11 protein-coding genes are annotated in these 12,058 nt (G+C 49.2%); 7 read left to right on the top strand and 4 right to left on the bottom strand.

Features of this window, described 5'->3' with window-relative positions; translation table 11 throughout:
• Positions 1-9: 9 nt before the first annotated feature.
• From tkt to BSZ32_RS10765, 4 genes are all read right to left on the bottom strand, one after another.
• Positions 10-1,995, bottom strand: a complete 1,986-nt coding sequence (tkt, locus tag BSZ32_RS10780; RefSeq protein ID WP_105043415.1) for a transketolase — start codon at positions 1,993-1,995, stop codon at positions 10-12.
• A gap of 127 nt (positions 1,996-2,122) precedes the next feature.
• Entirely contained in the window at positions 2,123-2,581 is a 459-nt protein-coding gene (locus BSZ32_RS10775; RefSeq protein WP_105043414.1) for an acetolactate synthase, read from the bottom strand.
• 97 nt (positions 2,582-2,678) lie between these two features.
• Entirely contained in the window at positions 2,679-3,482 is an 804-nt protein-coding gene (locus tag BSZ32_RS10770; protein ID WP_105043413.1) for a hypothetical protein, read from the bottom strand.
• 38 nt (positions 3,483-3,520) lie between these two features.
• Positions 3,521-4,303 carry a hypothetical protein gene (locus BSZ32_RS10765; protein ID WP_105043412.1) on the bottom strand — a complete coding sequence of 261 codons (783 nt, stop codon included), beginning with the start codon at positions 4,301-4,303 and terminating at the stop codon, positions 3,521-3,523.
• 152 nt (positions 4,304-4,455) lie between these two features.
• On the opposite strand from BSZ32_RS10765, the gene BSZ32_RS10760 reads away from it, so the two are divergent.
• The 7 genes from BSZ32_RS10760 to BSZ32_RS10730 all read left to right on the top strand — a co-directional run bounded on the left by BSZ32_RS10760 (position 4,456) and on the right by BSZ32_RS10730 (position 11,959).
• Positions 4,456-6,324: an ABC transporter ATP-binding protein gene (locus tag BSZ32_RS10760; RefSeq protein WP_105043411.1), complete on the top strand. Its 1,869-nt coding sequence runs from the start codon at positions 4,456-4,458 to the stop codon at positions 6,322-6,324.
• A gap of 75 nt (positions 6,325-6,399) precedes the next feature.
• The gene (serS, locus tag BSZ32_RS10755) at positions 6,400-7,674 is read left to right on the top strand and encodes a serine--tRNA ligase (protein WP_105043410.1); all 1,275 of its coding nucleotides are present in this window, start codon (positions 6,400-6,402) and stop codon (positions 7,672-7,674) included.
• 157 nt (positions 7,675-7,831) lie between these two features.
• Positions 7,832-9,094, top strand: coding sequence for a cation:proton antiporter (locus tag BSZ32_RS10750; protein ID WP_105043409.1), 1,263 nt, complete (start codon positions 7,832-7,834; stop codon positions 9,092-9,094).
• Positions 9,095-9,183: 89 nt separating this feature from the next.
• Positions 9,184-9,741: a hypothetical protein gene (locus BSZ32_RS10745; protein WP_105043408.1), complete on the top strand. Its 558-nt coding sequence runs from the start codon at positions 9,184-9,186 to the stop codon at positions 9,739-9,741.
• Between the two features lie 171 nt (positions 9,742-9,912).
• The gene (locus tag BSZ32_RS10740; protein ID WP_105043407.1) at positions 9,913-10,263 is read left to right on the top strand and encodes a hypothetical protein; all 351 of its coding nucleotides are present in this window, start codon (positions 9,913-9,915) and stop codon (positions 10,261-10,263) included.
• A 61-nt stretch (positions 10,264-10,324) separates the two neighbouring features.
• Entirely contained in the window at positions 10,325-10,726 is a 402-nt protein-coding gene (locus tag BSZ32_RS10735) for a hypothetical protein (protein ID WP_105043406.1), read from the top strand.
• Positions 10,727-11,092: 366 nt separating this feature from the next.
• Positions 11,093-11,959, top strand: coding sequence for a sigma-70 family RNA polymerase sigma factor (locus BSZ32_RS10730; RefSeq protein ID WP_105043405.1), 867 nt, complete (start codon positions 11,093-11,095; stop codon positions 11,957-11,959).
• The last annotated feature ends 99 nt before the right edge of the window (positions 11,960-12,058 follow it).

Below are 12,058 nucleotides of genomic sequence, written 5' to 3'. Positions count from 1 at the left end.
CAGCTGAAACTAGCCAAGAAGGTTCTTAGCTGCAACCACAACGTGACCAGCAGACATTCCGAGCTTCTCCATCACAACATCGCCAGGAGCGGAGATGCCGAAACGGTCGATAGCGAGAACGTCGCCGTCGAGACCTGTGTACTTGTACCAAGGTGCAGAGACACCCGCTTCGATAGCGATGCGCTTAGTACATGTAGCAGGCAGAACACTTGCTTTGTACTCGCAGCTCTGACGATCGAAACGCTCGAGACATGGCATGGAGACCACACGTACGCAGTCACCAAGTTGCTCAGCAGCTTCCACAATGTGGCCAACTTCTGAACCTGAAGCCATAAGGATGAGCTTGAGCTCGCCCTTCTCTTCTTTAAGAACATAACCACCCTTGAGTGTGCCTTCACGACGAGTTGCCACTGGCACTTCGCTGTTATGACGCACACCCTGACGAGTGAAGATAAGTGCTGTAGGACCATCAGTGCGAGCAAGTGAAGCGGCATAGGCTGCAGCCACTTCTTCAGGATCAGCTGGACGCATCACATCAAGATTAGGAATGACGCGAAGGCCACTCACGGTCTCAACTGGCTGGTGCGTAGGACCGTCTTCACCCACACCCACTGAGTCGTGTGTGAAGATGTATGTCACTGGAAGCTTAGCGAGTGCAGCGATACGGATCGATGGACGAAGGTAATCAGCGAACACACAGAATGTGGCGCCAGATGCACGGAACAAACCGTCGTAAGCGATACCATTACAGATGCCACCCATTGCGTGCTCACGGATACCGAACCAGAGGTTGCGGCCAGTCGCGTTAGTCGCGGAGAAGTCGCCACCCTCTTTGATGTAGTTCTTAGTAGAACCGAAAAGGTCAGCAGAACCAGTGAGGAACTGAGGAACGAGCTCAGCGACCTTGTTGATCACTACAGCACCTGTGCCACGAGTCGCGTCTTTATAGTCAGCGTCGAACGCTGGGATCTGGTCGAGCAGGTCGCTAGGAACCACCTTAGCAACGCCGTTGCTGAGCTCTTCAGCGAGTGCTGGGTTAGCAGCGCTCCATGCATCGTAAGTCACCTGCCAAGCTGCAACTGCTGCTGCGCCTTCAGTTGCTTTTGCTGCGAAAAATGCGCGCACATCGTCAGAGACAAAGAACGAACCTTCTGGAAGGCCAAGACCTGCACGCGCTTCCGCTGCGAAGTTTGCTCCACCTTCTCCGTGTGCTTTCTGGGTACCAGCAACCTGTGGAATACCACGGCCGATTTCAGTCTTAGCGATGATTACAGATGGCTTACCATTTGAGTTAGCTTTAGCAGCATCAACAGCGGACTTCACTGCTGCGAGGTCGTGACCGTCGATTGTTACCGCGTTCCAGTTCTGTGACTCGAAGTAGTCTTGAGCTTTGTCTCCCTGGGAAACGTCAGCCATTGCATCGAGTGTTACGTCGTTGCTATCATAAATGAGAACGAGGTTATCGAGGCCACTGTGACCTGCGAATTCGATTGATTCACGTGCAATACCTTCTTGGATACAGCCGTCACCAGCGAGTACCACGATGTTGTGATTGAAAAGTGTGTGGTCAGCTGTGTTGTAACGAGCTGCTGCACGCTTGCCTGAAATTGCATAGCCTACGCCGTTTGCGATTCCCTGCCCGAGTGGGCCAGTAGTCGCTTCAATACCAGGAGTCTCATCGAATTCTGGGTGACCTGGAGTGATGCTGTCGAGCTTGCGGAAGCTCTTCACGTCTTCAAGAGATACGCCGTAACCACTGAGGTGAAGCCATGTGTAGATAAACATGGAGCCGTGACCAGCGGAAAGGATGAAGCGATCGCGGTTGAGCCACTTTGGAGCAGCTGGATCAAAGTTGAGGCTTTCACCGAAAAGTACGGCACCGATTTCAGCACAACCAAGAGGAAGACCTAGGTGACCAGATGAGCACGCGTGAACCGCGTCGATTGCTAATCCACGAGCCTGTGCAGCTGCGGACTGTAAAATTTGTTCATTCATAGACAGGCGCGACCATTCACTAAGTCGTCCAAATCCACAAGTAACAATTTTGACAGAAGCTGGGTTTCCAAGCAATCCGCAAGTGACAACTCATTTAAAACAAACAAGCTTGTCATTTAGCGTCAATCTATCGCGACAAATCCTCTTGGTAGAGTACCTTAAAGCCAGCACGGTTGAGAACATCAATTCCAAAAGAGTAGTCTTCTAAATGCATCGCCACGAGACTTTGCCTGTCGGGATGTGCCATTAAAGAATACGCAAAATCAACATTCGTTTCGGCCGCCATCAGCGCCTCAAGACAGGCTGCCAGTCCGATTCCAGATTCACGCAGGCCGATCACCACCATTTGGCAAATCGTGTACGGAATCCCTTTTTCAGCAAATAGGCAAAAGACTATATCCGGATCGGTGACCAACATCCTTACGATAGTTGCGTCTCTCGAATCCTGGATACTTATTCCTATAATCTCGACCTTAGCAGATCGGACGAGCCTCACTAAGGAGCCTAGCGCACCAGCTCTATTCTGCAGCATCACAGAAAACTGCTTTACTGGCTCCCCTTCCTTTTTGACTAGTACATTCTCCATAGTTTATGCCGAGGTAATAACACATTTCAGTACCAGCCACTAACGAAAAAACGCATTGCCCATCGGACAATGCGTTTTGAGAAGTAATTCTAGACGCTTAGCGGCTGTTCGCTTTAGCGAGGATGACACGGTCACCAGCACGCACACGGGCACCAGACACTAGGCTATCGTAATCAATATCTGCAATCACGCGGTTCGTTTCAACTGCATTGATATGGAGTCGGCCAATGTGTTGTGCTCCTCGAACGATGATCAAGTTAGAATCTACGTTGATGTCAGTATTTGGATGCGGCTTAATAATTACAAAGCCCCAGCTCGAGTTGACTGCAGTGATCAGTGAAGAAAGACTATTCTGACGGAGGCTTTTGATTCGCTCTGACTCACTTTTATTCAGGCCAAGTAGATCCGCATTACTAGCATCGAACTGCTCCTGAGTTTCTTCCAATGCTATAACGAGTTCTTCGCTCTTCTTCTCAAGCCCCTTAAGCTCTTCATCGAGTTTCTCAACAAATGCTGGAATATTTTCTAGAGCAACGTTTTGGCCCTGGAATGCTACTTTAATTTTATTAATGAGAGCCTCAACGTCTTCGATCTTCTCTTGCTGAGTCGCGACTTTATTATCTAGATCCTGAAGAGTGCTTTTAAGTGTGAGCTTTTGCCTATCTTTAATCTCGATCTCAGCTAATGTCGCGTTGAGGTCGTCTTCAGCCTTCTTCTTGAGCTCTTTTTCTGAGTCGTAATCTTTCTGCATCGAGTCGATCGAGACGTCGACGTTTATGATCTTATCTTTCTTATCGTCAGTGGAGTCGAGTTCAGCTTGATGCGTCTTAATATTCTGGTAGGAAAAAATTCCTGCTGCGGCAATACCAGCACATGCGGCAACGAACAAAGGTGTTTTCATAGTAGTAAAATGAGTAAGTAGTTAAAAATTTATATCGTTTACTGCTGAGCAATTTTTTCAGCCACGACTCGGTCACCGGACCGGAGCGAGATTGTAACAGGAAGAGCACCTGGGATGATGTCTGCTGCTGCGCGATTTTGCTCAACTGCTGTTACTTTCAATTTAGCAACCACTTCACCATTGCGAAGTACGTCAAGAATAGAGCTAGAAACTACGCCTTGTGCATTGCCACCACTGAGTGTAACAAATCCCCAGTTGCGATAGACGCTCTGGACAGAAGTTGAAAGAGATGGGAGTGACTTACCAGCAGCCTGGCATTCAGCCACCACGCGCTTGCGAGCTGCTAGAGCTATTATTTTGTCACTACTTTCCTTCAAGTCAGTAAGACTTGATTCGTCAGATTCGATATCTGTCTTAAGTTGAGCGATCTTGTTCTTGGTTGCTGTGATCTGAGGAACGAGGACATCTGGATCTGGCAGACCTTTAAGCACATCGACGTTAGTCGCGATCTGTTTATCGTTTGCTTTCTTAATGTTCTCTTTTTCTGAAATATCGCTTTCGATAGAGGCTACATCCTTTACTAAGGCTTCAAGATTTGCAGTTTCTTTAACATTTTCTTCAGTGGCGGCTTTTTTACTAGCTACAGTATCGTCGCGTTTAGTTTTTAGGTTAGACAAATCTACTCGCAAAGAGTTTAGCGTGCTCTCAGCTCTCTTGTTGAGCTTAACTTGTTTTTCAAATTCATTATTGTTCTTAAATCCCATCCATATGGATAGGGCTAAGACGGCGGCGGTTAGCCCGCCAAAGATATAAGTAGCCATTGTGGTTTTATGTAACAGTTGTTAAAATAGGATTTTCGGGTGTGTTGGTGGACACTAGTTGGCTCCTCCCCCACTCGACAACCCTAAAATTCACTGATTTTTAGCATAGCTTTACTTTTATGCGAAATATGCCCATCTTTTAGCAGTATTTCATGAAGACTATCCGACGCATTTTCTCTTACTACGGCCGCTATCCGAAGCTCGCTATAGCGCAATTACTCTGTGCTATTCTCATGACCGTAATGCTCCCCGTATTCCCTGAAATGTCGGGTCGAATCTATGAGGAAGTCATTGCTAGCCATGCCGAAATTGAAAAAACCGAATATATTGCCAAAAAATTAGAGTCAAAGGAAGGTAATTCTAATCTAGCCGCAGCCGAGTCAGTTCGCGGGCTGGTTGCCGACGTGGAGTCAGACGCCTACAAAAGCGAGAACGCCCGGAAGGTTCTGCTTTACACCTGTATTGCCTTAGCTGCATTTTTCGGCCGCGATCTTTTCAATTGCCTCCGCATTTTCATCAATAATGTGTTTGAGCAAAAAGCCATTTTTGATCTCCGCTCTGAACTTTATTCTAAATTACAACGACTGCCGCTCAAGTGGTTTGATTCTAAACGTACGGGCGACATCATGACACGAGTCGCCGAGGATATCCCAGCAATGGAAAGGCTGCTGATAGACGGCGTCGAGCAAGGACTCATAGCTGTCCTTCAGATTATTGGAGTGAGTGCCTTCTTGATATGGAAGGACCCAGTCCTAGGTTTCACCGCCTTGGCTCCGCTTCCACTGTTAGCGATAGGTGCAACTATTTATACCCGCAACGCTAGAGATCGCCACCGAGATGTCAAAAAATACACTGGTGAGATGAACGCGTTGCTGAGCGATAACATCGCTGGAGTCAACCAGATCAAATCCTATGCCGCTGAGGCAGATGAACTGAAGCGCTTCAACAAACTCTCTAACAAAGTCCAGCACACTACCCTCAAGGTCATGAAATACTGGGCTCTGTACTCGCCCAGCATGAGTTTTGTGAATTCATTGGGTTACGTTCTGGTACTTGGTGTTGGCGGCTACCGGATCATCACTGACCCTAGCGTTGGCACTGAGATCTACCTGTATTTCTTCACTATCATGTGGGCACTCTACGAACCCATCTCTAAGCTCCACGGCCTCAACCAGATGGCATTATCATCTAAAGCCGCTGCCGAACGCGTCTTTGAAATCCTTGATACGGATGACGAGATCCATGCTGATGACGGTGAAATTCTGCCCCAGCCTGTGCGTGGTGAGGTTTGCTTCGATCAGGTTTCCTTCAGCTACGATGAGATTCCGACTCTCCACAATATTTCACTCAAAGCCATGCCGGGCCAGACCATCGCTCTGGTGGGCTCTACCGGCGCGGGGAAATCGACTCTAGTCAACCTCCTCACCCGCTTCTACGAATATGACTCAGGCTCGATCACGATAGATGGATACGAGCTCAACACGCTGAACAAACCCTCACTTCGCTCTAATATAGCCTACGTCACTCAAGATTCATTTCTATTCAATGGCTCTGTGCGTGAGAACCTGTTGTTAGGAAAACGTGACGCCACTGACGAGGAACTATGGCGGGCGCTCGATGCGGCGAATGCTAGCCAATTCATCAAAGAACTCCCCTCACACTTGGACACGAATGTTGGAGAGCGCGGAGTCAAACTATCCGGCGGAGAGAAGCAACGCGTCTCGATCGCCCGCGCGCTACTAAAAAATCAGCCTATTCTCATTTTAGACGAGGCCACTGCCAGCGTCGACAGCAAGACTGAAAAACTGATTCAAGACGCCCTCGACAACTTGATGAATACGAGAACAGCCTTCGTTATCGCTCACAGACTCTCCACCATCAAAAATGCCGACATCATCCACGTTTTAGACCGCGGCAGGATCATAGAGTCAGGTACCCACGCATCCTTGATTCAGCAAAATGGCAAATACGCTGAACTCTCAAAGCAATCCTTCCTCAACGACAGTTCATTGAACGAATAAGCTCCCATTCGAACAATCTCTCGCAATGCTGCTTTTACGATTTACCTTTCGGTAGGAAAGACGTAAACGAGCCACATGCTCGACATCCGAGAAATACGCGAAAACGCTGAAGCTATTCAGGCCCGCCTTGCCACCCGTGGTGGTGACACTCAGAGCCTGATCTCCGAAGTCCTTGCCTGCGACCAACGTCGCCGAGCAATCGAGACAGAAAAACAACAACTCCAAGCTGAACGTAAGTCGTCCTCCAAAGCTATCGGAGCTCTGATGGGGCAAGGTCAAACTGAGGAAGCTGAGACTGCGAAGGCGGCAGTCAAAATGATTGGCGAAAAAATCAAAATTCTAGAACTCGAAGTTGATACTGTCGAAAGCCGCCAGAACCACCTGCTCATGAGCATCCCGAACGTGCCACATGCGGAATGCCCGGTTGGTCTCACGGAAGACGACAACCCAGAAGTCCGCGTATGGGGCGAAAAGCCAGCTATTGCCGAGCCACTCGACCACGTGCAGATCGCCGAGAAGCACGGCCTCATCGACTTCGATGCTGCCGCTAAAATTTCAGGATCAGGTTTCGCCGTTTACCGCGGATCAGGAGCACGCCTCGAGCGCGCCCTCATCAGCTTCCTCCTCGACCTCCAGACAGAAGAGCACGGCTATACTGAGGTAAATGTCCCTCACATCATCCGTCGCTACTGCATGGAAGGCACCGGCCAGCTACCTAAGTTCGAAGACGACATGTACGGACTCGAAGACAATGCGATGTTCCTTGCCCCTACTGCTGAGGTTCCAGTCACCAACCTTCTGCGTGAAACTCTCCTCGCCGAGTCAGAACTCCCGATAAAGATGACAGCGCACACTCCATGTTTCCGCCGTGAAGCGGGCAGCGCGGGTCGTGACAACAAAGGCATCATCCGCATGCACCAGTTCGACAAAGTTGAACTCGTACAGGCGGTGCACCCAGACGATTCACTCAAAGTGCTCGAAGAGCTCACTGGCCACGCCGAAGCGGTCCTGCAGAAGCTAGGACTCCACTACCGCACAATCGAACTCTGCACTGCTGACGTAGGATTCTCTGCGACGAAGACCTACGACATCGAAGTGTGGGCACCAGGTCAGGGCAAGTACCTTGAGGTTTCTAGCTGTTCTAGCTTCGGCGACTACCAGGCACGCCGCCTTCGCCTTCGCTTCAAGGACGCTGACGGAAAAAATCGATTCTGCCACACTCTCAACGGCTCAGCCACCGCTCTTCCACGCCTCTACGTGGCTCTTCTGGAGCAGAACCAAAACCCAGATGGCTCCATCACCATCCCAGAGGCATTGGTTCCTTACTTCGGTAAAACTGAAATTAGCTAAGGTGCTGAACTAACAAATCTTTCAAAAAGGTCGCAGTGATTCACACTGCGGCCTTTTTTTGTGTAGCCTCGCTTGAGCGGGAAGGCAGCAAGAACTGTCTCATCGGTTGATTATTTCCTGTAAGACTCAGAGACAGCTCGCTAGAACTAACACCACTATGGAACTTCTCGATATTGCTGCGATTCTACTCACTCTGGCGAGCCTCTTTGCCTACGTGAACCATCGCTGGATAAAGCTACCGTCCACAATCGGCATCATGCTGATTTCCCTAGTCATCAGCCTAGCCCTACTAGGTCTAGGCGCTATCTGGCCACCAATGGATGACTACGCTGAAAAATTCGTCAGCATGATCGACTTCAACGAAGCACTGATGGAAGGCATGCTTAGCTATCTCCTCTTTGCTGGAGCTCTACACGTCAACATGACTCAGCTCAAAAACCAACGCCGTCTTGTAAGCGTGCTCGCCAGTGTTGGCGTGGTTCTTTCTACCGTTCTGGTTGGCTCTATCGCTTGGTTACTCTTTGGCGCACTGGGCATTAATATGCCATATATCTGGTGTCTCGTATTTGGCTCATTGATCGCTCCTACTGATCCTGTTGCTGTTTTAGGAATCCTCAAGACTGCCGGTGCTCCAAAATCTCTCGAAACAAAGATCACTGGAGAATCACTCTTCAACGACGGTGTCGGCGTCGTCGTCTACCTTGCTTTACTCGGTATTGCAGGCGTAGGCGCACACCACGGCGGCGATGCCCATTCCAGCAGCGTAACAATGGATGTCGCCAAGCTCTTCGCGGTAGAAGCGGGTGGAGGAATCCTTCTCGGTTTGATTCTCGGCTACCTTGGTTACCGTTTACTCAAATCAATCGACAACTACCACGTAGAGATCCTCATCACCCTTGCCCTCGTGACTGGTGGTTACCGTCTCGCTATGGGTCTTCACACCAGCGGCCCTCTCGCAATGGTGGTGGCTGGCCTGATGATAGGCAATCACGCGCGCGAAAATGCCATGAGCGCCACGACCCGCACTAACATCGACACCTTCTGGGAAATTATCGACGAGATCCTCAACGCTGTACTCTTCCTCCTCATCGGTCTAGAAATCTTCCTACTCGAATTCTCTGGTATGGTGTTACTCGCTGGTGTGATCCTCATTCCAGTCTGCCTATCGGTTCGCTACGCATCGATCTGGGTGCCCGTTACCATCCTCAAGCGCTTCCGAGAATTCAGCCCTAACGTGGTGAAAATCCTCACCTGGGGTGGTATCCGTGGCGGCATTTCAATCGCCCTAGCTCTGGCAATCCCTAAAGAAGCCGGCGAGGCCCGAGAAGTAATTCTCCTAGTAACCTACGTCATCGTCATCTTCTCAATCTCAGTTCAAGGTCTCTCGCTCAAAAAACTGATCCAGAAATCACTGGGGTAGTTACTTTTGATACGAGCTCGATTTCTCCAACTTTTCACACAGTCTTCATCATAACCTCACAATGATGCGTCAGGGTTCTTTCACTCCTGATGAACAACCAATCTTCTTCGCATAGCTTAACTCAGCTGATCCCCGCACTTTGTCGTGGCGATCATGCGCTATTGTCCGAGTGGCTCACACTCAGCCCGAAGAAAATGTTCATTCGGACTGTTCCGTGTGTTGTCGTCGGCTGTGCGCCTTATGGCTTCTCGATGGGTCTATGGCGCGGAGCCGAAATGGGGATGTATGTCGCCATCAAGTTACCACTGCTGATCTTCTGCACGCTACTTGTGAATGGGCTGATCAACGGACTGCTCGCTGCAGTTCTTGATAGCGGCATTACTATGCGCCAGAGCCTGCAGTTCTTGCTCGCGGGCTTCGCCACGATGTCGATCGTTCTCGGAGCTCTGAGCCCTATCAGTCAGGCACTGGCTCTCCACGCCCCCGCTGCCAATGCGGACCACGCTAGAGACTTCCACGCCTTTATTCTACTTTTCCACACCGCAGTCGTGGCCTATGCGGGCATCCTCTCCCACCACACACTTCGTCGGTTCTTACTCCATTTTTCTAAAAAAAAGAGCGCAGCCAACAGCACATTCTTCGCCTAGATAGGCGGTAACCTCTTCGTCGGGGCTCAGCTTTCGTGGATCTTGCGGCCGTTCTTCGGCAGTCCGCGGCTAGAGGTCGCCTTTCTGCGTGATGACCCATTCACTGGCACCTTCTACGAAACAGTTTGGAACAGCATCCTCTGCTTCTTTTAACACTAAATAAACAACACCATGGAACCTAGCACACCACCCGAAACACCAAGTCCAGCAAACAAAGCTCCTCAAAATTTGCAGGACGTCATGGCGCAAGCCTCTCCATCAAAGCCACAAACCCCTCTAAAACCTGTCTCTCTGATTGAAGACCCCCTCACCTTCTCCACCCTGCTCAATGCCCTGCTAAAAAGGCCAATTGACCTCATCGCCACCATCCACACAAAGCAAACCCTGCCATGGCTGCCGTTGCTTCTGTTCAGTATCCTCTGCCTTAGTATCTTTGGACTCGTCATCGGTGCCTTCAGCGGCGCTAAACAACTATGGCTCGCACCGGCAAAGATCGTTCTAGGTCTCAGTTTCGGCGCCTGATCAGCTACCCAGTCTCTATATCTTCAGATGCCTCTCTGGAATCGACGTCAAGTTTCAGACCGTGATCGGACTCTTACTCTGCGCCATCTCTCTTCTTTCCTTATTACTCGTTGGCTTTGCGCCAGTTGTTTGGCTGTTCTCAACTTCTAGTGGATCGATCCTCTTCTTCGGCTTCATCTGCACCGCAGTCTGGCTGATTTGCCTAGGCTTCGGTTTCAAGCTGATTGGCAAGGCCAGTAAACACCTCGGCATGACCAGCTCACTCCACCTCAAAGTCTGGATGGCCGTTTTCACCCTCGTAACACTCCAACTGCCTACCACCCTCCGGCCGATCATCGGCAGATCTGACAATATACTAAACTTCTCTGAAAAGAAATTTTTCATCAGCCACTGGCTTGATCCAGTCGAAGTCGCCACGCCCGCATCTAAGAACTCAAATGCTGATTCAAGGAGAGATCGATAACAATCTCATGCTGAATACAGAAAACAAACCTCCTCATCAGTGTGTCGCATTCGTGTCTAGACTCTCTATACGGGTACTTCATCCTAGCCAAAAAAAATCCACAACCCCTTTAAAATAAGAACATTGCAAATATTGACATGAAAAACATAAAATTGTGAGGATTAAATTCATCTTTCACCCCTCTTATATTGTGAACACCTGTTACAAATTGTTTTTTAAATTACTTAGACAAAAAAGTAAACAAAGAGCGCTCCACCAGTCTAGAGACGAATACATAGAAAGAACTCGACAACAACTAGCTCAAAATTGTAGACATTATCTAGACAAGCATAACTAAAACAAAAAGTAATAACCTAAGACAAAATCATGAAATCATACGACAGCGAGAACTCACTCCGAATTTATCTTCGAGAAATCTCAAAAACTGACTTACTGACACCAGCTCAGGAAGTCGAACTTGCTGAAAGGATTAGAAACGGAGACAAGAAGGCCAGAGCGCACATGATCAAGGCAAACCTTCGCCTTGTTGTGAAGATTGCTCAGGATTACTCGAACTACGGCTTACCACTTTCAGACCTCATCTCAGAAGGCAATATTGGACTTATGAAGGCGGTTGAGAGATTTGATCCTGAAAAAGGAGGCAAGTTGAGCACCTACGCATCATGGTGGATCAAGCAATCGATCAAGCGGGCTCTAGCGAATCAGAGTAAGACTATTCGCCTCCCTGTCCACATGGTTGACAAAATTTCAAGGATGCGCCGCATCTCCAATATGCTCGCTGAAGATTTAGGCCGTGAGCCTACTGACTCCGAACTCTCGGAAGAGCTCGGCATCCCCCGCAAGAAACTAGCGATGCTCAAGCAGGCAGCACAACTCCCCGCGTCACTAGACGCTCCTGTGCAAGAAGGCGAAACAAGCGCATACGGAGAACTTATTGGCGACGATCACGCTATCGACCCTGCTCTAGCACTAGAAAACAAGAATATGCACACCCAACTGGATGGCTTATTGGACGTTTTAGACGAACGTGAGCAGAGAATCATCGATGCTCGTTTCGGTTTAGACGGCCAGAATCCAAAAACTCTAGAGGAAGTCGGGCTGGAATTTGGGGTCACTCGCGAAAGAATTCGTCAATTACAGAATGTTGCTCTTGCCAAGATGCGTAAAAATTTGCGAAAAAGAGATCTGCCAAAGTTAAAGCCACTTTCCGGTGGTTTTGCTGGGGCTTCATAAAATAGTAATCCTAAGTGATTGGGATATAGGTGTGAGAGCGGCAGATGCGAATCTGCCGCTCTTTTTCGTCTTATTACTAAGCAGCACTACGATTCATTC

It is taken from the genome of Rubritalea profundi (genome assembly GCF_002954445.1).
Lineage (GTDB): Bacteria > Verrucomicrobiota > Verrucomicrobiia > Verrucomicrobiales > Akkermansiaceae > Rubritalea > Rubritalea profundi.
Note: the sequence above shows the minus strand (reverse complement) of the source record. Positions and strands in the feature narration are given on the sequence as shown.

Bases quoted from the DNA above. Each gene is read 5' to 3' on its own strand.
- tkt (WP_105043415.1), bottom strand. From the start codon at position 1,995: ATGAATGAACAAATTTTACAGTCCGCAGCTGCACAGGCTCGTGGATTA.
- BSZ32_RS10770 (WP_105043413.1), bottom strand. From the start codon at position 3,482: ATGAAAACACCTTTGTTCGTTGCCGCATGTGCTGGTATTGCCGCAGCA.
- BSZ32_RS10745 (WP_105043408.1), top strand. From the start codon at position 9,184: ATGAACAACCAATCTTCTTCGCATAGCTTAACTCAGCTGATCCCCGCA.
- serS (WP_105043410.1), top strand. From the start codon at position 6,400: ATGCTCGACATCCGAGAAATACGCGAAAACGCTGAAGCTATTCAGGCC.
- BSZ32_RS10750 (WP_105043409.1), top strand. From the start codon at position 7,832: ATGGAACTTCTCGATATTGCTGCGATTCTACTCACTCTGGCGAGCCTC.
- BSZ32_RS10760 (WP_105043411.1), top strand. From the start codon at position 4,456: ATGAAGACTATCCGACGCATTTTCTCTTACTACGGCCGCTATCCGAAG.
- BSZ32_RS10775 (WP_105043414.1), bottom strand. From the start codon at position 2,581: ATGGAGAATGTACTAGTCAAAAAGGAAGGGGAGCCAGTAAAGCAGTTT.
- BSZ32_RS10730 (WP_105043405.1), top strand. From the start codon at position 11,093: ATGAAATCATACGACAGCGAGAACTCACTCCGAATTTATCTTCGAGAA.
- BSZ32_RS10765 (WP_105043412.1), bottom strand. From the start codon at position 4,303: ATGGCTACTTATATCTTTGGCGGGCTAACCGCCGCCGTCTTAGCCCTA.
- BSZ32_RS10740 (WP_105043407.1), top strand. From the start codon at position 9,913: ATGGAACCTAGCACACCACCCGAAACACCAAGTCCAGCAAACAAAGCT.